Consider the following 23251-nt stretch of genomic DNA (forward strand, 5'->3'; position numbering starts at 1 on the left):
TGTTGTATTGAATGTTCAGCGTTAGTTTGTCATTCCGTAGGAATCTAAGCAAAGTATTTTTAAAATATAATCGCTAATAAATAGGTCTAGATTCTTACGGAATGACAAACTTAATGCTGATTTTCGTTAAAAAAATGCTGTTCTCCGTGAAAATATTTGTGTTAATTCGTGTTTAAAGAATCAGAGTAAATCTGAGAGCTTTCCCAACCAACAATTAGCTGTTTTCTTTCACTTCCCCATCGATAACCACCAATATTTCCGGAAGCCTGAATCACACGATGACAAGGAATCAAAAAGGCAACGGGATTACTACCGATCGCTGTTCCGACCGCTCGTGAAGCATTTGGATTTCCTATTTTTTCGGCTAAATTTCCGTACGTTGATAATTTTCCCATCGGAATGGTGAGAAGGCTTTCCCAGACTTTTAGTTGAAAATCTGTGCCTTTTAGATGTAGTTTGATTGTACTAAGTTTCGTCCAGTCTTTATCGAAAATGGACAAGGCGTTTTTCTGAAATTCATCTTGTTTTTCAAAAAAAGAAGCATTGGGAAATTTAAGCTGTAAATCTCCCAATGCTATTTCTTTATCGTTTTCAAAAGCCATATAGCAGATTCCTTTTTCTGTGGAAGCTGTGATTACATTTCCAAAAGGGCTCTCGGAAAAACAGTAATTAATGCTAAGACTTTTTCCGCCGTTTTTATATTCTGCAGGAGACATTCCTTCAATATTTACAAACAAATCGTGCAATCTGCTCGTACTTGAAAGTCCAGTCTCGAAAGCGGTATCAAATAAACTCGCTTTTTCGTCCTTCAACAAATTTTTAGCATGTTCAAGACTGATGAACTGTAAAAATTTCTTCGGACTCGTTCCTGCCCAATCCGTAAATATCTTCTGGAAATGAGCCGGACTCAGGTTAATCTTCTCTGCCACTTCATCCAAACTCGGCTGAAGCTTAAAATTGCTTTGAATATACTCTATCGCTTTTGCAATTCTTTCGTAATCTATTTGATTTTGTGTGGACATATCATTTTGTTTTACCTCACAAATTTCCAAAGAATTTCTGGCAGAAAAAATCCGATTCTTGCGAAGTTTTAGTCTTGATTAATATGATAATAAGCAAGCATTTTGTAATATAACTTCGCTGCCAAGAATGCACTTGGTTTCGCATAAGCAGAATCCATTAATTCTACAATATCAAATGCGACAACATTACATTTTTCAAATACTTTTCTTAATAATTCTAATGTCGGATACCATTGTAAACCGCCTGGTTCAGGAGTTCCTGTTGACGGAGCAATCGAAGGATCAAAAGCATCCAAATCGATGGTAATATATACATTTCCTGAAACTTTTTCTAATACATCATTTACCCAGTTTTCGTTATGAGCAATTTCGTGAGCGAAAAATACTCTTCCTTCCGGTAAATATTCAGCTTCTTCGATATCCATAGAACGGATTCCCACCTGAACCAAATTATGCTTTTGATTTGCTTCAAAAACCGCACAAGCATGATTAGAAGTAGAACCATGGAATTCCGGACGCAAATCTGTGTGAGCATCCAATTGAAGAACCGTTAAGTTCTCATATTTCTCACCAACTGCACGAATCGAACCGATAGAAACAGAATGCTCTCCGCCAAAAAGAGTAAACAATTTACCATCATTGTTCAAAAGCTCTTTCGTTTTTTGATAAACCGCTTCTGTCATTGCTTCAGGCGAAGACTTTTCAGTAATTTCTCCAGCCAAATAAACACCTTCCAAATAAGGCTCAGTTTGAGTTTCGATATCGTAAAGCTCCATGTTTTCAGAAGCATCAAGGAACAATTCCGGACCTTTGTCTGCTCCTTTTCCCCAAGTTGAAGTTCCGTCGTAAGGAACCTTTACCAACACTACTTTCGAGTTCTCTAATGATGCATTTTCTTCAGGAATTCCTGCGTATGTTTTCATGTCTTATTTAAAAATTAAATGATTCCTGCAAAGATACGGAAAAGTGAATTGAAGCTTGAAGCTGGAGGCTGGAAGTTTTACCAAAAAGACAAAAAATTAGACCTAATAATTTAGACTTCTATCACCCAGCTTTCAGCTTTTGCTTCCAGACAAAATTACTACCTTTGTTAAAACTTAATTTTATGTCGTTAAAAGCTGTGCTATTCGATATGGATGGCGTGATTGTGGATACAGAACCATTGCACAGAAAAGCCTATTTTAAAACATTCGATGATTTGGGAATCGACGTTTCCGAAGATTTATATACTTCTTTTACAGGTGCTTCTACCAAAAGAGTTTGTGATATTTTGATTAATAAATTTAATTTAAAACAGACTTACGAAGAAATCGCAAAAACCAAAAGAGATTATTTCAAGGATTACTTTGATAATGATGAGGAATTTGATCTAATTCCGGGTGTGAAAGAACTGATTCTGCATTATCATGAAAACAATATCAGATTAATTCTCGCTTCTTCTGCTACCATGACGACCATCAATATGGTTTTCGAAAAATTCGAACTGGAAAAATATTTCAGCGGAAAAATAAGCGGTGCAGATTTAAAAGAGTCAAAACCTCATCCTGAAGTTTTCTTATTAGCAGCTGAAATGGCTGAAGAACCTATTGAAAACTGTATGGTTATCGAAGATTCTACGAATGGAATTCTGGCAGCACACCGAGCAAATATTTTTTGTGCGGCGTACAGAAGTCCGCATTCTAAAAATCAGGATTATACGTTGGCGAATATTGTGGTTTCAGATTATGTGGAACTGGAAATTGATAAAATTTCAAAATATTTTTAAAATAGAAAAGCTCTCAGAATTTGAGAGCTTTTGTTTTGTATAAGTTTTGGCTAAAGCCAATTGAGTGTTTTTCATTGATAAACGGGCTTCCTTCGACAAGCTCAGGATGACATACCCATTTCTATTGATGAGATATTAATAACCCAAAAGTTTCAACACATCTTCCGGTTCCTGTTTTTCACGGAAAATCTCGTATTGAAACTCTCCATTTTCATCTTTCTGGATCAGAATATGTCTCGGTTGAGGCATTAAACAATGGTGAACTCCACCATAACCTCCGATTGTTTCCTGATACGCTCCTGTATGGAAAAAACCGATATATAAAGGTTTAGTATCACTGAAAACAGGTAAATAAATGGCGTTGGTATGCTGCTCAGAATTATAATAATCATCTGAGTCACAAGTCAATCCACCTAAGAAAACTCTTTCATAGGTATCTTCCCAACGGTTTAGCGGAAGCATGATAAAGTGTCTTGAAATCGCCCAAGTATCCGGAAGAGTCGTCATGAAAGATGAATCAATCATATTCCATTTTTCTCTGTCGTTCTGACGTTTCTGAGAAATAATTTTATAAATATTTGCACCACTTTCTCCAACCGTAAAGCTTCCAAATTCAGTATAAATATTAGGTTCTTCTACTCCTTCTTCCTCACAGAATTTTTTAATCTGAGATACGATTTCTTCAACCATATACTGATAATCGTAATCAAACTGTAATGAAGTTTTGATAGGAAAACCGCCACCGATATTCAATGAATTTACTTCCGGAGCAATTTTTTTCAAACGCGCATATACACGAAGACATTTATACAATTCGTTCCAGTAATACGCCGTGTCTTTGATCCCGGTATTAATGAAAAAGTGAAGCATTTTCAGCCTTGCATTCGGGTGTTCAGCGATTTTTTGACTGTAATAAGGAATGATATCTTTGTATCCGATTCCTAATCTTGAGGTATAAAATTCGAACTTCGGCTCTTCTTCAGAAGCAATTCGGATTCCGATGTCAAAAGTTGTGTCGATGCTTTCTGTAAGTTTATCCAGCTCACGGTAGTTATCAAGAATCGGCGTAATATTTTCAAAACCACTATTAATCATATCCGAAATTTTCGCCAGATAATCATCCGTTTTGAAGCCGTTACAGATTACTTCGATATCTTTCGTTACTTTTCCTTCTTTATAAAGAGATTTTACGATATCCATGTCATAGGCTGAAGAAGTTTCTATGGAAATATCGTTTTTCAACGCCTCTTCCAATACAAACTTAAAATGACTTGATTTTGTACAGTAGCAATAGGTATAATTCTTCTTATAATCGGTCTTCTCAAAGGCTTCCTTAAACCAACTCTTGGCTTTTTGGATATTTTGAGAAATTCTCGGCAGGTAGCTAATCTTTAGCGGAGTGCCAAATTTTTCAACAACTTCCATCAAAGGAATGTCGTGAAACAACAAATTGTTCTCAGAAACATTGAACTCCTCAGTAGGAAAATACAACGTCTGATCAATAAGTTCCGAGTATTTTATTTTCATTTCTAAACAAGTGAATTAAGAACTGCAAAATTGCTAAAAAAGTTTGATTTTTAAGCGTTAAATTTATCATAATTTTCAGCAGATTTATTGTAAAAATTTAGCTCAAATTATCAATACGTAAACTTCTGAATGTATTCTTGTCTTTTATTTTCAGAAATACCCAATACCTGTTGAATATAAGCATCAATTGAACCATATTTATTATTGATTTCATTAAAAGAAGCATCCAAATAATCGGTTTCCACCCAGCTTAGTTTTTCCAGTACTTTAACATCCATTTTCGGATACACAAAATGTAAATTATTAGCAAGATTAAGTCGTTTATTAATTATTTTTTTTCTGTAATTATTGGATAAAAGATAATCGTTGTAAATCGTTTCTTTATCGAATTTTAAAATCGTTAAAATCAAAGCAGTTGTGATTCCTGTACGGTCTTTTCCGGCAGTGCAGTGGTATAAAATCGGTCGGTCTGAATCTAAAATTTCAGTGATAATTTTCTTGATGACTTCAGGATTTTCTGTGACATAATCTTTGTAAAAATCAAGCATTCTTTTGTCAGCATCGGCTCCGTTAACTTTTCCTTTTAATACCAATTTTTTCGCCTGATCCAATTGATCTCCTTCGTCTTCAAACGCAGAATAATTTTTATAAATAATTCCAACAGGAAGATTGTCGGGTTTCTGAGCTATTTCTTTTGAATTTCTAAGGTCTATAATTTCTTTTATTCCTAAATTTTCTAATTCTTTGAAAGAACTTTTTTTAAGTTTGTAAAGATTTCCGCTTCTGTAGAATTTCCCGTCTTTTAATGTTCTTCCGTCAACATTTTTAATATTTCCAACGGTTCGGAAATTGTTGACTTTTTTAATTTTACTGTTTTTTTCTATGACATTTTTTCCGCATTCGGGCGTGGAAAAATCCTGCGTTTTACATGAGAAAACACAGAGGATTGAAATGATTAGAAATGATATTTTAATTAGGTTTTTCATTTTTGTTTTCCCACGGATTTCACGGATTTACACAGATGATTGTGATTAATTGATGAGCTTTATTTTAAGTTTTGGCTAAAGCCAATTGTATTTATTCTTTTTTTTTAACGGGCTTCCTTCGACAAGCTCAGGATGACATACCGTTCCTATTGATGCAAATCTTGTGCTTATTTGTGAAAAACATTTGTGTTTAACTACAAATAATTTCGTCCAATAAAAATCAACAAATCTCCTTTTTCATATTCAATAGAAACTTCGTCTTCCACCGCAAAATTTCTCGTTCCTATTCTTGAAGCGATGCTTAAATTTCCTTTTGTTAAAGGCCAGTTCAATCCTGTTGTTGTAATATTTTCAACCGAAGGAAAAGGATATAATGAAATCATTTTACCATTGACATCGTTTACAATAAAATTTTTCGGAATAAAATAATATTCAGAAAACTCATCATAAAACTTTATGTTTAATAAATCCTTAAAACCAAAAGCGACGGTAAGATTTCCTAAAAAATGATCCTGCTCTCCTCCGCTTCCACCTAAAACATCAACACTTTTACAACCTTTTTCTGCAATAATTTCCAATGCTTTATGAAAGTCTGTTTTATCCTGATCCGGAGTGTAGATGAATTTTTCTTCGTACACATTTTCATCCGACCCGGAATGCGAATCGAAATCACCGGAAATAAAATCCAGGTTATCCAAAGGGAAATTCAGATTTTTAAGATAATGAAAAGCGCCGTCTGTACAGGCAATTAAGCCGTATTCTTCAGGTTTTGGAAAAGTTTTTGGAGGATCTCCGTTGATGAAAAGTAATGCTTTATCTTTCATTTAATTCCTTTTTTATTACTTTCTCAGCATTCGAACTTGTAGTAACCATCCATTTTCCAACATTCTTACCAGGTCTATTTTCTTCTACTTTTTGAATAAAATTTTTAGTATCATTCATATCTTCTGCATCTGGCTGCAGTTCGATATATTTTTTAAAAGTCTCTAGCATTCTGCTAACTTCATCGTAAGACAAACCTTCCGTATAAAGTAAATTTCTATACGACTTTCCGATGAAAAAATTTACCCCAAAATATTGTCCAGAATTCTTATCAATTAAATTATATGATTTTTCAAAGTAAGAGATTGCTTTTCTAAAATCAGGTTTCTTCTTTGAGAAATTATTAATTCCGCCATACCAAAGTGCTGCAGCAAATAACGAATCTTTTTTCAAAACTTCCACAATAACTTTTTCTGCTTCATTATTTTTATTTTGCTTCATTAAAGCTAATGCAAGTTGTGATTTGAAAATCAAATTATCAGGTTCTTGCTTTATTCCTTTTCGAAAAACGTTTTCCGCCTCAAAAAATTTATTTTCAGATAGTAGATTGTCGCCATCCTCAAGATAATTCTGAGAAAAAGCAAAACTGGAAAAAAATAGTAATAATAAAACGATTTTTTTCATACTATCTTTCATTCGGGTTCCAGTATTCTTCCGGTTCGTTGTTCAATTTTGAAATATATCTTGCTAAAACAAAAAGATAATCAGAAAGTCTGTTTAAATATTTAATTAACTCAGGACGAACCTCTTCCGACTCATTTAAGAAAACTAAAGAACGTTCTGCTCTTCTACAAATTGTTCGCGCTGCATGTAAAAATGTTGCAGATTTTCCACCTCCGGGAAGAATAAAATATTGAAGTGGCTCTAACTTTTCTTCAAAAGCATCCATCCAATTTTCTAAATCTTCAATTTCTTTTTCGGCAATAATTAATGGAAGTCTTGATTTTCCGTTTGCCAACATTAATTTATCAACAGGAGTTGCCGCTTCTGAACCCACCGTGAATAAATCAAACTGAATTTTCTTTAATTGTTTCAACACCTCTTCATCCTCAATATGACTTTTTGAAATCCCGATGAATGAATTGAGCTCGTCTATATTTCCGTAACTGTCGACTCTTGCACTTGCTTTTGAAACCCTCGTTCCACCGTACAGCGCAGTCTGACCTTTATCGCCTGTTTTCGTGTAAATTTTCATCGCACTAAATTACTTTTTTCTCAGAAGGTTTACAAATTTTGATTTGAGGGACTTTAAATTTCTATTTCCGACAAGAATCATAGCCCAGATTGCAACGGCATCCTTTTGGGTTGCGGTCGGAGCGAAGCGGAGACCGTAACCCAAAAGATATAGTGGAAAGCTGGAAATAGCTCCTGAAAGTTCCGAGTTTAAAGATTTGCATATGTTTCGAGATTCGAGTCTTTCATTGTTTAAAATAGATTTCGCCTTCGTCGAAATGACCTATTCTAATAACGTTTTTTATCTAAAATAAAAATGATCGATCCCAAAAGACCGACCACCTTCAAATTATTTATTTACTTAACATTGCTTAAGTATGAGCCTTTAACGGAAAAATCTGTACGAATATTTTATGAAGAGCTAATTTTAATATTAACAAATATATTATATTATGAAAATCATATTCAGAAATATCAGACAGCCCATTTTCCTGATTTTTTCATGTACCTGATAAAAAAATAATAGGCTGCAAAAACTAAAATGAAAGTCAATGCCAGTAGATTTCTGAAATCATCATTTCCTTTGGTAAGTTGAGGATATTTAAACAGAAGGATTAAAACAATTCCGCAAAGCCAGACAAATTGTGTATTATATTCTTTAATCAGCCATCTTTTCCATTCAAATTGCATGGAAGAGAAGGTTTCATTTAAACCTGAAATATTGGGAATCCATCGGTGAACTTTCTGGGTATAATTTTCAAAATCGGTTCCGAATTTATTTTTCAGAAAATTTTCTTCAGCCAAAACAATACATTGATAAATAAACAGAAAAACAGGCATGATAATCAATGTATAAATCAAAGAATTAGCTAAAATCCCAACCCCTAAAAGCATCAAGATATTCCCTACATACAAAGGATTTCTGACGTGATTGAAAATACCTTCCGTTACCAAACCATCTGCGTAGACTTTTTTATCTTTTCCGCCTCTCACGATATAAGCAAGACCAATTGTTCCACCGCGAATAAGCTGTCCTAAAACCGTAATCGTTAAGCCTAAAATAATAGCGATCCAAAAATGATTTACTCCAAATTTTTCTCCAAACAAAAGAGGAGACGGAATAAATAAAAGTAAATACAAGACAATGAATAAAAAATTTCTGTATTTGAAGAAAAAGTTGCCGATCTGTATCATAATTTTTTTGCAATAATACCTGTGAAATTATACCATCTGAAAAACACTTCAACCTCGCCAAATCCAGCTTCTTGCAACATATTAATGTTTTCGCTGGTTTTATAAGGGATCAAAACATTTTCAAGAGCTTCTCTTTTTTGCGAAATTTCGAGTTCGCTGTAATTATTTCGACGTTTAAAATCGTAGTAATGATCGATATATTCTCTATTGAACGACTTCTCTTCTGTCAGGATTTTTTCAATAAAAATAAATACTCCGTTTTTCACCATTCCGTTGAAAATTTTCCTTACAATTTCCAAACGGTGAATCGGTCTGATAAATTGCAGCACCAAAACCATTGCTACAACCGAAGCATTTTCTACAGGAACTTTTTTGGTGAAATCAGCTACCTGAAGTTCGATATCGCGATTCATATTAAAATTATTGAGCTTTTCTCTGCATTTAATAATCATTTCCTCCGAATCATCAATTCCTATGAATTTAATTCCTTCCTCAACGGTTTTATCCATCAAAAGCATTGTTGTTCCGGTGGAGCATCCGAGATCATAAACATGGGTTCCGAATTGCGCATAATTGCCCGCTAATTCGCTCGTCATTCGTTGCAGCTCGTTATAAAAAGGAACAGAACGACTTACCATATCATCAAAAACACCTGCAACTTTGGTATTAAACTCAAAGTCCGGAAGATTTTCAAGTTTTTCTCTGAAAACCTCATCTGAAGTAATAGTTTCCGACATAAGATTTAGTTTTTAAGGATTATTTAATTCTATTTGAATTGAGCATTATTTGGTTTCGTCCGTATTATTCATTGTTTTCCAACCATACAACTCAAAGCTTATTAAAATATCATTCTTACATTTAATGCTGAAAATTATCCTTTATAATTAAAAATCAAATGAAATTTATCTTAATTAATCATTAACAAAAGATTTTATTTTTTTCATTTCTAAAAATCCTACTGACAAACTGTTGTCATAACCCTGCTTTATCTTTGTATCAACAATAACAAACCATATTAAAATTATGACAACTACAGCAACAATCACAAAACAATTCATGACTTCTGAGCAATTATTAGAACATTGGCAAGGTCATAGAAACTTAACAAGAAGAGTAATCGAAATGTTCCCGGAAAAAGAATTATTCGAGTTTTCAGTAGGCGGAATGAGACCTTTTGCAAAATTGGCATTAGAATTAATCAGCATCGGAGGACCGGCTTTGAAAGGAATCGTGAACAAAAATATGGAAGCGTACAACGAAGAAGCTTTTAACCCGAAAACGAAAGAAGATATTTTGAAAAAATGGGACGAGGAAACGGAAGTAATTAATCAATATTTCAGTGAAATTACAGAAGAGCGTTTCCAGGAAACTTTCAATTTATTCGGTCAGTATGAATTTCCGGTGTATCAGAATATTTTGTATTTCGTTGATAATGAAATTCATCACCGTGGACAAGGATATGTTTATTTAAGAGCTTTAGGAATCGAGCCGCCTTTTTTTTGGGAGAGATTTTAGGTTCTTTAATGCCTTTATGGAGACTAAAATCTTTAATTAAACTTAATATGAAAAATCAATCATAATCTAAAGGGCGGAAATGCTTTCTATACATTAAATTTTGACACAATTTTGTGATCTGCAAATTCGCCTTTTTATTATTAAACCATCTTCAAATTAAATTAATATTGCCTTAAAAACCTCAACAGATAATTTGTTGGGGTTTTAACGCAAAGGTTAAATTTATATCTGCATTATTTTAGAAGACAAAGGCAAATAAAAGTTGCTTCGCGAAGCGTGAAAATAGCACTTCATCAAATCAACTTGTTGATTCATCTTTGCTCACTTCAATTAAAGAACTATTGAATTAAAACTTTGCGTCAAAAAATGAGCAGCAATTTTTAAATGTTTAAATTAAATTTAAATAGACTTTAATATTTCCTTTAAAACCTCAACAAACAATTTGTTGGGGTTTTTATGTATGCTTTTCTGAGATTTTCACTAACAAATCATTCAATTTTGCAGTAAGACCTTCTGGTTCCAAAACCGTTGCATAATCTGCAAAAGTAATCAGCCAACGCGGAAAACCGTCATTAATCCAATCGGTTTCGAAGATCATTTCAACTCCTTTTTCTGTTTCGATTTCTTCAATTAAACCGTAATATTTTTTTGAATTAACCAAATGTCCGATAATTTTCTTCTCAACCAAAAGCCGGACTTTAGTTTTATTTCCATTCGGGTTTTGTCTGTAATCGTTAATCTGACCGTATTCCTGCAAAAAAGGATTCTGGGTTTTAAAAATCTGTAAAATTCTGTCAACTCGAAACTGTCTGAAATCATTTCTGAGCGTACAAAAAGCCATGATATACCAATAATTGAACTCAAAAAATACACCGACCACCTCAATAGTTCGCATAGAAACTTTGGAATCCACTGTTGCATATTTCAACGTCAGCTGCTTTTTTTCGGCAATACTTTCGAGAATAATGGGAATGATATTTTGGATATTATCTTCAGTCTTAGGATGATAATTGTACACATCGATCTGCTTTTCAATATTTTGAATTAAATTTCGATCCGAATATTTCAAGACAGAACGTACTTTTTCCATCGCCGTCTGATAATGATTTCCTAAACTTTGATGTAAAAATTTCTGCATCAGTTTTTCGGCAGTAATGAAACTCAACACCTCTTCTTTTGTAAACATCACAGGCGGAAGTTTGTAACCATCCATTAAAGAATATCCACTTCCCGCTTCACCAATAATAGGAATTCCCGCATTTTCCAAAGTCTTTACATCACGGTAAATCGTTCTGACACTTACATCAAATTTCGCAGCCAAATCCTGAGCTCTTACAATAGGTTTTGATTGTAATTGGGTGAGAATTGACGTGACACGGTCGAGTTTTTTTAAATAATGATCATTCATTTATTGGTTGATAGATGACTGTTGATAGTTGATGGATTCACTGTCAGTAAATTGATATTGTTAGACTGCTAAATTGGTACATTTTATTTAATTATCTTTAAAAGTATTCATCAATTTATCCAGATTTAAACTTCTTGCGGAAGCATCGAAAATTTCTCTGTACGTTCCGTTGGTTTGTACCAATTCATCGTGAGTTCCGCTTTCTACGACTCTTCCTTTTTTCATTACGTAAATGGTATCTGCATCTAAAATCTGTGACAGAGAATGCGAAATAATAATCACCGTTCTTCCTTCTTTTATAGCATCTAAAGAATTTTTAATCTGTTCTGTGGCAATTGCGTCCAAACTCGCCGTTGGTTCATCCAAGAAAATAATGGGCGGATTTTTTAAGAATAATCTCGCAATTGCAATTCTCTGTTGCTGTCCTCCTGAAAGTTGGGTTGCGTCGTGATTATATTTTTCGGGTAAGTCTAAAATCTGTTCGTGGAGATATGCTTTTTTTGCGGCTTCTTCGATTTCTTCAAAAGTCGCATTCATATTTCCGTAGCGAATGTTATCTTCGATACTTCCCTGAAAAATGTGGTTTTTCTGAAGAACTAATCCCAAATCGTTTCTTAAAAAAGTATTTTCAAAATTATTTAAATCCACATTATCCAAAAGAATTTCTCCTGAATCCGGAAGATAAAATTTACACAAAAGATTGATAACCGTTGATTTTCCTGCACCACTCAACCCAACCAAAGCCGTTGTTTTTCCGTTCTCAATTTTCATGGAAACATCGTGTAACGCGTGAGTTCCGTTGGGATAAGAGAAGTTGACATTTTTTAATTCAAAATTTCCTTTGATTTCTTTTTCTACGAAAGTTCCGTTCGGTTCTTTTTCGTTGTCGGCATTTAAAATATCAAAATAACCTTCTGCATAAATCATCGCATCATTCATATCATCGTAAATTCTGTGCAATTGACGAATCGGAGCCGAAACATTATTAAAAAGCATGATATGAAGCATGATCGCACCGATTGTCATTTGCTGATCTAACACCAGATAAACCGTTAAAAGTATAATTAAAACAACGCCAAACTGCTCGATAAAAGTTTTTAAGCCGTCATAAATAAAATTCGTTTTTCGGGTGAACATCTGGCTTTCCATCAACTGCATCTGCAAATCGTACTGTTTTTTTCCTTCAAATTTTTCACGGACAAAACTTTTAATCACCATAATTGAATTAATTAAGTTTAAAAGCCCTGAAGTTTTTTGTTCACGTTGATTTCTTAAAGTCCTTCTTACTCCACCCAATTTTTTCGCCTGTAAAGCACTGATATAAAAATAAATAGGAACAATAATGGTGGAAACCATTCCGACATAAACATTCTGCATATACATGATAATCAAAGCAATAAATGCATTTGAGAACAATGGCAACATATCGATGAAAAAGTTTTGAACCAATCTTGTTAAACTTTCAATTCCGCGGTCGATTCTGATCTGCAGTTTTCCTGATTCGTGATTTTCATCATTAAAATAAGCAACTCTGTACCTCAAAATTTTATCAATCGCCGACTGCGCCAAGACAGAAACTTACATTAATTCTAATTTTTTCACCGTAAAATTTTTGCCCGAAATTGATGAAGATATTTAATAATTCTTTTCCCATTAAAATAACGGAAATTAGCACCAATACATGAATTCCTTCCGACATTGGATGCGGAAGATGAGTGAGTTTTGTAACCTCATCTACGGTATATTTTAAAACCAACGGATTCACCTGCGCTGCAAGAGCTCCTAAAAAAGTGAGGAATAATGTGCCATAAATCATCAATCGATAAGGTCTGATAAATGGAACAAGCTGTTTGTAAATTCCGAATAAAGTGACGGTTCTGTTGAAAGGTTTTGCCATAGGAATTATTTAACTAAAAAACGTACCGTTTCAGAGAGAAAAGGTACGTTTTATTATATTTTTCAGCAAATTAAATTGCTTATTTTACATTTTTATCCCTCAAAAGATTCTGTTGTTAAGTAATGCAACTCAGGTTTACTTGCAGCTTTCGATTCAGCTTCTGCTTGTTCTAAAGTGTAAATTGAATTAATTTCTTTTTTCTGGAAAACGAAAGAATTGTTGGCATTTTTATCCACAACATCATTGAAAATATGCTGAATTTCTGAATTTCCCAATGCTGCAAAACTGGTTTCTTCAAAACCATACATCAATCTTAAATCATCAAACTGAGTGAAATTTTCATCCACAAAACCTTGCAACTGAGATTTAGATTCAAAATTTCCAGCCCAAATATTATAAGCATAATGCTTTTTCTTTGGTTTATCCAAAATACTTTGATATACGAAGTTATCACCAAGATACGCTTCTCTTACCTGCGGATCGTTTGCCAAATCTTCCGGAAGACCTTCCTTCAAAATTCGTCCTTCAAACATGATATACGTTTTATTGGTAATCGCCAAGGTCTGCTGAACGTTGTGATCGGTAATTAAAATTCCGATGTTTTTATCTACGAGACTTCTGATGATTTTCTGAATATCTTCAACGGCAATCGGGTCAACTCCGGCAAAAGGTTCATCCAAAAGGATAAAATTCGGACTTGTCGCCAAACAACGGGCAATTTCCGTTCTACGTCTTTCTCCTCCTGACAAAAGATCGCCACGGTTTTTACGAACATGCTGCAATGAGAATTCTTCAACCAGCTCGTCACATTTCATTTGTTGTTCACGTTTTGAAAGTTTCGTCAGCTGTAAAACGCCCATGATATTTTCTTCCACAGAAAGTTTACGGAAAACGGATGCTTCCTGAGCCAGATAACCGATACCTTTTTGGGCTCTTCGGTACATTGCATCGGTGGTAATTTCTTGTTTATCCAGAAAAATCTTCCCTGAAGTAGGCTTAACCAAACCAACAATCATATAAAACGAAGTGGTTTTTCCTGCCCCGTTCGGACCAAGCAAACCAACAATTTCTCCCTGCTGAACCTGTACAGAAACGCCTTTTACAACTTTTTTAGGACCGTATTCTTTGATTAAGTTTTCTCCTCGTAAAATCATAACGGCAAAGATAAAGTTTTTTTGAATTGAATTTTTAGATTGAAGGTCGTGTGTAAAAGTTTTATGAAATTTTAATACATGCTTCGACTGCTTCGCGCTCAGCATGACATCTCTAATACTAAATGTTTTAATTTACTCATGTCCTACTGAAGTCGGAATAGTCGAAGGACGGCAATCCTTAATCTTATTTATCAAAATATACAGAATGAATTTCCAGTGTCATCCTGAGCGCGAAGCAGTCGAAGGATTTATCAAATATTATCGGAATTTAAAATCAAGTAACCAATTTTTAATTAATTTTATAAAAACTAATCAACACTTATAATCAATATGGAAAACAATCAACAATTAACCGAACTTTTAGCCTTAGATCTCGGACTCAATATTATCAACCGCAGACCTTACGCAAAAGAGGTTTTCAAATGGCAGGATATGGATCTTCTTCCCCATTCTTCGCTTGATACGATGCTTTGTGAAATTTATGAATGGAACGGCAGAAACTGGCGAACGACCAATAATAATCTGATCGGATATTTATTTTCCGGGGATCAGTTGAATACGGTTAAAAATCAATTGGCAAATGTTCAGAAATTTCCGGCTTTAATTCCTGATTTTGAATTTACAAAAGACAGCATGATCGAATTTGGACTTTCCTTACCTTCTCTTTTCAATATCGGAGTAAGTGGAGATATTAAAAATGCAAAAGATTTTTCAATAAAAGTAAATGGTGTGACAAAATCCAGAATTACGAATATCGATTCGCCGGGAATTGAAATTTTAAGAAGTTATTCGGAGTTTACTCAAGATCAATCGAAATCGTATAGAAAAAATATTAAGTTTAATTATTTGAGTGCTTCACTTTTTTATGCAGAAAGTGTAGAAATTAATCTGGAAAAAGAATCCGGAGTTGATCTTGATGTAAGTTTTCAGACTCAAGGTGTAGAAGTTGAGGCGAAAGTTGATACGGACATTCAAAAACATTTTGTTTTGAAATATACTGGAAATCAAGCACCTTTTGCGGCAAAATTTACGAAAGGGAAGGATTTTAATATTTCGTAAAAATTATAAATTATGAGTTATGAATGATGAGTTTTAATTGTGTAAAATATTAGACAATAAAGAAACTTATAATTCATAACTCTTAATTAATTACCTGTTCAAAATCATCGCTGCTTCTTTTGCAAAATACGTGAAAATCATATCTGCGCCGGCTCTTTTGAAGCACGTTAAGCTTTCGATAATTGTTTTATCATTATCCAGCCAGCCGTTTTGTGCAGCCGCTTTTACCATCGCATATTCTCCGCTTACGTTGTACACTGCAATCGGAAGATCGATCGCTTCACGAACTTTAGAAACAATATCCAAATACGGAAGTCCCGGTTTTATCATGATGATATCTGCACCTTCTTCGATGTCTTTGAAGACTTCGTTTAATGCTTCACGAGAATTATGAAAATCCATCTGATATGTTTTTTTATCTTTCGGAATTTCCATATCATCTTTCGGAGCACTGTCTAAAGCACTTCTGAAAGGTCCGTAGAAAGAACTTGCATATTTTGCAGCATAACTTAAAATACCAACGTCTGTAAATCCGCTTTCTTCCAACGCCTCACGAATAACCTGCACTCTTCCGTCCATCATATCGCTCGGTGCCACAATGTCAGCTCCGGCTTCTGCCAAAGAAACTGACATTCTTGCCAGTGCATCATTGGTTGCATCATTTACGATTTTACCGTTTTCGATAATTCCGTCGTGCCCGTAAATTGAATAGGGATCTAAAGCTACATCGGGCATTATCACCATTTCCGGAACGGCATCTTTGATCGCTTTGATCGTGTTTTGCATCAGTCCGTTTTTGTTCCAAGCTTCTTTTCCGGTGTTGTCTTTCACGTCTTCCGAAACCTTCATATAAAGATTGACAGCCTTTACTCCTAAAGAAAATAATTCCTTACATTCTTTCACCGTCAAATCGATGCTTCTTCTGAAAATTCCCGGCATCGCCGAGATTGGTTCTTCCTTGTTTTCGCCCTCCATTACGAAGATCGGCATTACAAAATCATTAGTTGTAAGAGAACATTCTCTTACCAAACCTCTGACAGATTCGTTTACTCTAAGTCTTCTATTTCTTGAATGTATCATTTTGGAATACTTTTTGAATGAAATTTAATGCAAATTTACTATAAGTTCTACAAAAAACTATTGCAAGAAATTATAGAATTGTTTACTTTTGTTTTAATATCCCTATAGAAATTATAATTTGATGAAAAAACTTCTACTCTTATTTATCTTTTTAGGCACTTTTGTTGGATTTTCCAACAATATGAAAGCTCAAATTAAAGAGCCCGGTTCCCTCTCTCAGAAATCTGATGACGGTGTACTTGTTGCCTACCCGAATCCTGCGAAGGATTTCCTTATCATGAAGGCAAAAGATTCTAATTTAAGAATCAAAAGTGTGACTTTTTATTCCATCTTGGGTACTCAGGTTGCCAATTATTCAGTCAATATGAATTCGGGAGAAATTAACATCGAAAAATTAAAACCTGGAAAGTATCTGATTCGCTATATTTTGAGCGACAACACAATGAAAGTTACCCAAATAGTAAAACAATAATATAAATCCTGATAATCATCAGGATTTTTTCTTTTAGCTCTACTACTGTTCTCATAATTTTTAATAATTCCGTAACTTTCGGGACTTTATTGTACTAATAGGTAAAAACAAATTAATGCTAAAAGCTGAACATATTAGAAAGACCTACAACGCCGGGAAAAAGGTGGCTTTGGATGATTTTAGCATCCATGTTCCGAAAGGAAGTATTTATGGTCTTTTAGGTCCTAACGGAGCCGGAAAAACTTCTTTCATCCGTATCATTAATCAAATTACTCAGGCGGATTCCGGAGAGATTCAAATTAACGGAGAAAAGCTTAGTCCCAATCACATCAAAGACATCGGTTACATGCCTGAAGAACGAGGTTTGTATAAAAATATGACTGTCGGAGATCAGCTTCTTTATTTCGGAGAGTTGAAAGGGATGAGTAAAAATGATGCTTTAAACGAGGCGAAAAAATGGTTTGATAAATTACACATCGATCAATGGTGGAAGAAAAAGCTGTCTGAACTTTCGAAAGGGATGGCTCAAAAAATCCAGTTTGTGGTAACTGTTCTTCACAGACCGCATTTATTGATTCTTGATGAGCCATTTTCAGGTTTTGATCCTGTGAACGCGAATCTGATTAAAGACCAAATCATTGAACTTAAAAATAACGGAACAACCATTATTCTTTCGACACACAGAATGGAAAGTGTGGAAGAAATGTGTGATTATGTTGCTTTAATTGACAATTCGAAAAAAATTATCGACGGAAGAGTTTTCGACGTAAGAGAAAAATTCAAGAAAAATATTTTCGGAATTACCCTTTCTGAGGTGAATGATTCTCAAATGGAGAGTTTCAAAAATAAATATGAAATCTTCAACATGAGCAATGAAAATAATCTGGTTTCTTTTGATTTAAAAAATGAAAGCAATCAAAACAATATTATTTTAGACCTTGTAAATGTGGGAAAAGTAAGATCATTCGACGAAAGAATTCCGAGTATGAATGAAGTGTTTATTAATGCAGTAAGCAATAATTCTTAATTATGAATAATATTTTTTTAATTACAAAAAGGGAATTTCTTACGCAGGTTAAGAAAAAATCCTTCGTTATATTAACTTTATTGGCTCCGATTTTATTAATTGCTTTTGGATCGGTGATCGGCTTAATGTTTAAGGCGAATGAATCTCACAATATTATTGAAGTTGTAGATAAAAGTGGTTTATTTAAAAATCAGTTAAAATCTGACGATCAGCTTAATTATGTTTTCGTTTCTGCTGCCGATGAAAAATCGAAAATCAATAATTTAAAAGGAAATGAATCTTTAGACGGAATTTTAATTTTACCGGAATTAAAAGATCAAAATTTTGATGATTTAGAAAAGAATGCAAGATTGGTCATCAACAGTAAAATCGGTTTTGATGCGAAACAAAAAATAGTTTCTGATATTACTGATGTTATTAAAAAAGAAAAAATAAAGGAATTAGGCATTGCAGAAATACAGCTGAATAGCCTTGATAAAAGCTTCACGCTAAAAACCATCAACGTTGCCGAAAATAACAAGGAAGATTCTGATCTTGCTTTCGGAGTGAAAAGCGGATTGAGTATCCTTCTAATGTACGTTACTTTCATGTTCATCATTATTTATGGGGTGAGAGTAATGCGAAGTGTTTTGGAGGAAAAAAACAACCGTGTCGTGGAAATTATCATTTCTTCCGTGAAACCTTTTGAACTGATGATGGGGAAAATTTTGGGGGTAACGTTAGTTGCTTTAACTCAATTTCTTGTCTGGATTTCTATGTCTGTAGTTGGAGCTTTGGTTTTAAATACAGGTTTTTCTTCTATTCAAAAGAATATTCCGGGTGGAAGTGAAGAATTGGCGAATAAGCTTGATGTGGCACAGCTTGCAACTCAAATTTCGCATAGTTTATTAGAATTAAACTTTCCTTTAATCATCTTCGTTTTCATCGTATTTTTCCTTTTGGGATATATTTTTTACAGTTCAATTTACGCAGCTATCGGTTCTGCAGTTGACAATGAAACGGAAACTCAGCAATTCACGCTATTTGCTATTTTACCATTAATGTTGGGAATGTACGGAAGTTTTTCATTAATGAATAATCCGGACGGACCGCTTGGATTTTGGTTGTCGATCATTCCTTTCACTTCTCCTGTTGCGATGATTGCAAGAATCCCTTTCGGAGTTCCGGCGTGGCAGATTGCACTGTCGATCGGTCTACTCTTAGGAACAACCATTTTTATGATTTTCCTGGCAGGAAAAATCTACAGGGTAGGAATTTTAATGTACGGAAATAAGGCTACATTAAAGGAAATCTGGAAATGGATCAAAGGATAAGTCCTATAAGATTTTAACACAAAAGTCGCTAAGTATTGATTAAAATAAGTTTGATTTTCTTCGATCTCAAAGGCGTTTCACTCAGCAAAGACTTTTAAATCAAAATAGATATAAAACAAAAATCCCGAAACTGAGTTTCGGGATTTTTTATTGTCTTACAATGAAATAAATTCTTATTTGAAGATATAGCTTAAGCTTACACTAAGAACCTGTTCAGACTTCGCTTTATCAGAACCTTTAGGCTCTTTGTTTAGACCAGGATATGTATTAGAAAGACCAAAATCATATTTAGCCGTAAGTTCTAATTGTCTTTTGTAGCTATAGCCAACTCCTATTCCTATTCCAAAGTTAAATTTGCTTGCTTTTCCATTGATCTCACCATCGGAAGCGGGAGAATCCGGATCATAATATTCTTTTCCTGCTGCAACGTTTTTCACATTCTGACTTAATAAGAAATTAAATCTAGGACCTACCAAACCAAAGAATTCTGACTCAGCTTCTGAGAAATATCCTTTAAAAAAGACAGGTACACTTAAATAATTATTTGCATATACAGCATCATAACCAGGAAAAGCTTTCGCATCCTTGTCTTTACCTGTTTCTCCTGCTCCAAAAAATTCGATTTCGGGCTGTAAGAAAAACTGATTTGATTTACCCATTGGAATTAAAGCCAATGCACCCGCCTGAGCTGTAAATCTAGGACCTGAAGGATTGTGAGCATTTTTCACTCTGGAATAGTTACCTCCTGCTGTAACACCAAATCTTGTACTACCAAAGTCGATCTGGGCGAAAGACATGGTAGAAAGTGCCAAAGCAGAGGCTAATAAAAATTTTTTCATATTGTTATGTTTTATGTTAAGCTAAAATTTTCGCAACAGTTGCACCAATGTCAGCAGGAGAATCTACAACGTTGATCCCGTTTTCTCTCATGATTTCCATTTTAGCCTGAGCTGTATCTTCTGCACCACCTACGATAGCACCTGCGTGTCCCATAGTTCTTCCTTTAGGAGCAGTTTGCCCAGCGATGAAACCTACAACAGGTTTTGTAGAAACCGCTAGCTTTGTACCATCTTGCAGCTTCAGCTTCAAGACCACCACCGATTTCTCCGATCATTACAACTGCTTCAGTTTCAGGATCGTTGATGAATAATTCTAATGCTTCTCTTGTAGTCGTTCCGATAATTGGGTCTCCACCGATACCGATCGCTGTAGAAATACCGAAACCAGCTCTTACCACCTGATCTGCAGCTTCATAAGTAAGAGTTCCAGATTTTGAAACAATACCTACTTTACCTTTTTTGAAAACGAAACCTGGCATAATACCAATTTTAGCTTCATCAGAAGTAATGATTCCAGGGCAGTTTGGACCGATCAATCTACATTCTCTATCAGCGATGTAAGATTTTACTTTCACCATATCTGCTACAGGAATACCTTCAGTAATACATACAATCACTTTGATACCCGCTTCAGCAGCTTCCATGATCGCGTCAGCAGCAAATGCAGGTGGTACGAAAATAATACTCACATTAGCTCCAGCTTTTGCTACAGCATCAGCTACCGTGTTGAATACAGGCTTTCCTAAGTGCTCGCTACCTCCTTTTCCCGGAGTAACACCACCTACAACGTTTGTTCCGTATTCGATCATCTGGCTTGCGTGGAAAGTACCTTCGTTCCCTGTAAATCCTTGTACAATTACTTTAGAATCTTTGTTTACTAAAATTGACATTTTATTATAATTTTAATTTATTTATTATTTTTATTAATGCTCACAAATTTACTTAAATTTCTTTGATTTCGGATAAATCTGCGTAATTTGTTTATTTGAGATTTCTCAGTTTTACCTCTTTTTTAAGATAAGTTTTGAAATCTTCTGCGAACATCCCGATATAAGTTCCTTTTTCAAGATCTCTGTTGACTCCGGTTTTCCCTAAAAGTACAGATCCGCTTTCAATTTTGTTTCCGGAAGCGATACCAACTTGCCCCCACAAAGTCACTTCATCACCAATCACGCAACATCCTGCAATTCCTACTTGTGAAGCGATAAGGCATTTTTTCCCGATAACAGTGTCGTGCCCGATCTGGATCTGATTATCCAACACAGAGCCTTCACCAATTATTGTGGAATCCGTCACTCCCCTATCGATGGTACAACCGTTTCCGATTTCTACATTGTTTTCAATGACAACATTTCCTACTGAGATTAAACGGTCGAAATTTCCGTTTAATTTTCTGTAATAAAATGCGTCACCGCCTAAAACCGTGTTGGATTGGACGACAACATTATCACCGATAACCGTTCTGTCACCAATGACAACATTTGGGAAAATGAGTGTGTTTTTTCCGATTTTCACATTGTTTCCGATTACTGCGGAACGATGGATTTTTGTTCCTTCACCAATTTCAGCATCATGAAGCTCTTCTGTGAAGTTATATATTCTCGTAAAGTGGGTATTGATTTTATTAAAATCTCTGAAAGGATCTTCAGAAACTAAAAGTGCTTTTCCTTCCGGACAGCCTACTTCTTTATCGATTAAGATAATGGTGGCGGCAGAGTTTAAAGCTTTATCGTAATATTTCGGGTGATTAACGAAAACTATATCTCCCGGTCTTACCCTATGGATTTCATTAGTTCCCAACACTTCAAAGTCTTCAGAACCGACAAATTTTGCACCGATAAGATCGGCTATAGTTTTCAGTTTTTGTGGGTGATGAAACGTCATATTTTTTAATGATGTTTAGGTTTTTATCAACTTTGTCAAGGTTTAAAAATCTTGTCAAGGTTTGTTTTTCAAGTTACATTGCAGCCCGACTTGAAGGCCCTTCGACAAGCTCAGGGTAAACTACAATTGCTGCCATAAAAAATGAAAGCTGAAAGTTATTGTACTTCCAGCTTCCTAATATTTTGAATAATTATTCTTTTACTCTTTCTAAGTAAGAACCGTCTTCTGTGCTTACTTTGATTTTGTCTCCCGCTTCGATGAACAGAGGAACCATTACTCTTGCTCCTGTTTCAACGATAGCGTTTTTAAGAGCGTTGGTAGCTGTGTTTCCTTTTACACCCGGATCAGCTTCGACAACTTCTAGGTAAACAGACTGAGGAAGTTCTGCAGACAAAGGCGTCTCATCAGCTTCTTTTAAGATAATGGTAACTTCTTCACCTGCTTTCATCAGATTAGAGTTTTCAATCATTTCTTTGTTTAAATATAATTGAGAGAAATCATCATTATTCATGAAGTGAAAACCATTCTCGTCATCATAAAGATATTGGAATTTTCTTGTGATCACTTTTACCTCATCGATCTTGTGACCTGCAGAGAAAGTATTATCAAGAACTTTTCCGTTTGTTACTGATTTTAATTTTGTTCTTACAAAAGCAGGACCTTTACCTGGCTTTACGTGCATAAACTCAACAACTTTGAAAATATCATTGCTGAATTCGATGCAAAGTCCTTTTCTTATATCGTTACTTGTTGCCATTAATTTTTATATGTATTTATTTTCTTTTATTAAATTGTATTCCCTGCGCTTGCGGCAATCTGTTAAATGTATTGTTGTTGAATGTATTCACATTATTATTTAATCTGTTTACATTCGTCTGAACTTCAGAATTGTATTGATTGGCGCTTCCAAAAATTGAAGTTCCGGTATTATTCTGCTTCAGAATATCATTTAAATTATTCTTAGCAATGCTGTCATTAGACTTTTCAGGAAGTTTTCTTTCCATGATGGAAGTCCTTGTTGTTTTTTCAGTTTTTAATCCTTCTGTTTGCTGTCCAAACAACAAAGATGAAGCTGAAAGCGTTATAAGTAAGATTAAAATTTTCATTTGTAATT

The 23251-nt window shown here is 34.5% G+C and carries 21 protein-coding genes and 3 pseudogenes; 6 read left to right on the top strand and 18 right to left on the bottom strand.

All coding sequences use genetic code 11. From position 1 onward, the window contains the following. Nucleotides 1-161 precede the first annotated feature (161 nt). Entirely contained in the window at nt 162-1022 is an 861-nt protein-coding gene (locus tag J3D55_RS18910) for a bifunctional helix-turn-helix domain-containing protein/methylated-DNA--[protein]-cysteine S-methyltransferase (RefSeq protein ID WP_259133294.1), read from the bottom strand. A gap of 68 nt (nt 1023-1090) precedes the next feature. Beyond that, the gene (gene speB, locus J3D55_RS18915; RefSeq protein WP_259133296.1) at nt 1091-1945 is read right to left on the bottom strand and encodes an agmatinase; all 855 of its coding nucleotides are present in this window, start codon (nt 1943-1945) and stop codon (nt 1091-1093) included. A 182-nt stretch (nt 1946-2127) separates the two neighbouring features. On the opposite strand from speB, the gene J3D55_RS18920 reads away from it, so the two are divergent. Then, nucleotides 2128-2787 (top strand): HAD family hydrolase, encoded by a 660-nt coding sequence (locus tag J3D55_RS18920; RefSeq protein WP_259133298.1) that lies wholly within the window; start codon nt 2128-2130, stop codon nt 2785-2787. A gap of 135 nt (nt 2788-2922) precedes the next feature. Here J3D55_RS18920 and J3D55_RS18925 read toward each other — a convergent pair whose 3' ends face one another. The 7 genes from J3D55_RS18925 to cmoA form a co-directional block, all read right to left on the bottom strand. Further along, complete coding sequence (locus J3D55_RS18925; RefSeq protein WP_259133300.1) at nt 2923-4314, bottom strand: type III PLP-dependent enzyme domain-containing protein; 1392 nt, start codon at nt 4312-4314, stop codon at nt 2923-2925. A gap of 110 nt (nt 4315-4424) precedes the next feature. After that, nucleotides 4425-5300 carry a tyrosine-protein phosphatase gene (locus J3D55_RS18930; protein WP_259133302.1) on the bottom strand — a complete coding sequence of 292 codons (876 nt, stop codon included), beginning with the start codon at nt 5298-5300 and terminating at the stop codon, nt 4425-4427. Between the two features lie 194 nt (nt 5301-5494). Beyond that, nucleotides 5495-6124: a thiamine diphosphokinase gene (locus J3D55_RS18935; RefSeq protein WP_259133304.1), complete on the bottom strand. Its 630-nt coding sequence runs from the start codon at nt 6122-6124 to the stop codon at nt 5495-5497. Beyond that, on the bottom strand, nt 6114-6746 hold the full coding sequence (locus J3D55_RS18940) for a tetratricopeptide repeat protein (RefSeq protein WP_259133306.1): 633 nt from the start codon (nt 6744-6746) through the stop codon (nt 6114-6116). Before J3D55_RS18940 ends, J3D55_RS18935 begins: the two co-directional genes overlap by 11 nt. A gap of 1 nt (nt 6747) precedes the next feature. Beyond that, nucleotides 6748-7317, bottom strand: a complete 570-nt coding sequence (locus J3D55_RS18945) for a cob(I)yrinic acid a,c-diamide adenosyltransferase (RefSeq protein ID WP_259133308.1) — start codon at nt 7315-7317, stop codon at nt 6748-6750. Between the two features lie 452 nt (nt 7318-7769). Then, a complete protein-coding gene (locus J3D55_RS18950; protein WP_259133310.1) occupies nt 7770-8489 on the bottom strand; it encodes a methyltransferase family protein in 720 nt (239 codons plus the stop codon). Next, on the bottom strand, nt 8486-9226 hold the full coding sequence (gene cmoA, locus J3D55_RS18955; protein WP_259133311.1) for a carboxy-S-adenosyl-L-methionine synthase CmoA: 741 nt from the start codon (nt 9224-9226) through the stop codon (nt 8486-8488). The genes J3D55_RS18950 and cmoA overlap by 4 nt, the downstream gene beginning before the upstream one ends. Nucleotides 9227-9512: 286 nt before the next feature. On the opposite strand from cmoA, the gene J3D55_RS18960 reads away from it, so the two are divergent. Next, on the top strand, nt 9513-10004 hold the full coding sequence (locus J3D55_RS18960; protein WP_259133313.1) for a DinB family protein: 492 nt from the start codon (nt 9513-9515) through the stop codon (nt 10002-10004). A 454-nt stretch (nt 10005-10458) separates the two neighbouring features. On the opposite strand, the gene J3D55_RS18965 is transcribed toward J3D55_RS18960, so the two are convergent. The 3 genes and pseudogenes from J3D55_RS18965 to lptB all read right to left on the bottom strand — a co-directional run. Further along, the gene (locus tag J3D55_RS18965; RefSeq protein WP_259133315.1) at nt 10459-11412 is read right to left on the bottom strand and encodes a helix-turn-helix transcriptional regulator; all 954 of its coding nucleotides are present in this window, start codon (nt 11410-11412) and stop codon (nt 10459-10461) included. Nucleotides 11413-11499: 87 nt separating this feature from the next. Further along, nucleotides 11500-13228: pseudogene (locus J3D55_RS18970) on the bottom strand (ABC transporter ATP-binding protein). Between the two features lie 509 nt (nt 13229-13737). Continuing rightward, nucleotides 13738-14463 (bottom strand): annotated as a pseudogene (gene lptB / locus J3D55_RS18975) (LPS export ABC transporter ATP-binding protein); the annotation flags it as partial. A 330-nt stretch (nt 14464-14793) separates the two neighbouring features. On the opposite strand from lptB, the gene J3D55_RS18980 reads away from it, so the two are divergent. Then, complete coding sequence (locus tag J3D55_RS18980; protein WP_259133327.1) at nt 14794-15522, top strand: hypothetical protein; 729 nt, start codon at nt 14794-14796, stop codon at nt 15520-15522. 90 nt (nt 15523-15612) lie between these two features. On the opposite strand, the gene hemB is transcribed toward J3D55_RS18980, so the two are convergent. Further along, nucleotides 15613-16602 (bottom strand): porphobilinogen synthase, encoded by a 990-nt coding sequence (hemB, locus tag J3D55_RS18985; protein WP_259133329.1) that lies wholly within the window; start codon nt 16600-16602, stop codon nt 15613-15615. A 121-nt stretch (nt 16603-16723) separates the two neighbouring features. Between hemB and J3D55_RS18990 the strand changes: the two genes are divergently transcribed. The 3 genes from J3D55_RS18990 to J3D55_RS19000 all read left to right on the top strand — a co-directional run bounded on the left by J3D55_RS18990 (nt 16724) and on the right by J3D55_RS19000 (nt 19414). Further along, nucleotides 16724-17074: a T9SS type A sorting domain-containing protein gene (locus tag J3D55_RS18990; protein WP_259133331.1), complete on the top strand. Its 351-nt coding sequence runs from the start codon at nt 16724-16726 to the stop codon at nt 17072-17074. 115 nt (nt 17075-17189) lie between these two features. Continuing rightward, nucleotides 17190-18101 carry an ABC transporter ATP-binding protein gene (locus J3D55_RS18995; RefSeq protein WP_259133333.1) on the top strand — a complete coding sequence of 304 codons (912 nt, stop codon included), beginning with the start codon at nt 17190-17192 and terminating at the stop codon, nt 18099-18101. Nucleotides 18102-18103: 2 nt separating this feature from the next. Then, nucleotides 18104-19414, top strand: a complete 1311-nt coding sequence (locus tag J3D55_RS19000) for an ABC transporter permease (RefSeq protein WP_259133341.1) — start codon at nt 18104-18106, stop codon at nt 19412-19414. A gap of 173 nt (nt 19415-19587) precedes the next feature. Here the strand turns inward: J3D55_RS19000 and J3D55_RS19005 are convergent, their stop codons facing one another. The 5 genes and pseudogenes from J3D55_RS19005 to J3D55_RS19025 all read right to left on the bottom strand — a co-directional run bounded on the left by J3D55_RS19005 (nt 19588) and on the right by J3D55_RS19025 (nt 23243). Further along, nucleotides 19588-20253, bottom strand: coding sequence for a porin family protein (locus J3D55_RS19005; RefSeq protein ID WP_259133343.1), 666 nt, complete (start codon nt 20251-20253; stop codon nt 19588-19590). A 16-nt stretch (nt 20254-20269) separates the two neighbouring features. Continuing rightward, nucleotides 20270-21143: pseudogene (sucD, locus tag J3D55_RS19010) on the bottom strand (succinate--CoA ligase subunit alpha). 91 nt (nt 21144-21234) lie between these two features. Then, complete coding sequence (locus J3D55_RS19015) at nt 21235-22137, bottom strand: UDP-3-O-(3-hydroxymyristoyl)glucosamine N-acyltransferase (RefSeq protein ID WP_259133346.1); 903 nt, start codon at nt 22135-22137, stop codon at nt 21235-21237. Nucleotides 22138-22327: 190 nt separating this feature from the next. Then, nucleotides 22328-22894: an elongation factor P gene (gene efp / locus J3D55_RS19020; protein WP_047399744.1), complete on the bottom strand. Its 567-nt coding sequence runs from the start codon at nt 22892-22894 to the stop codon at nt 22328-22330. 16 nt (nt 22895-22910) lie between these two features. Continuing rightward, nucleotides 22911-23243 (bottom strand): hypothetical protein, encoded by a 333-nt coding sequence (locus J3D55_RS19025; protein WP_259133349.1) that lies wholly within the window; start codon nt 23241-23243, stop codon nt 22911-22913. Between the last annotated feature and the right edge of the window lie 8 nt (nt 23244-23251).

It is taken from the genome of Chryseobacterium ginsenosidimutans (assembly GCF_024807225.1).
GTDB classification, from domain to species: Bacteria; Bacteroidota; Bacteroidia; order Flavobacteriales; family Weeksellaceae; genus Chryseobacterium; species Chryseobacterium ginsenosidimutans.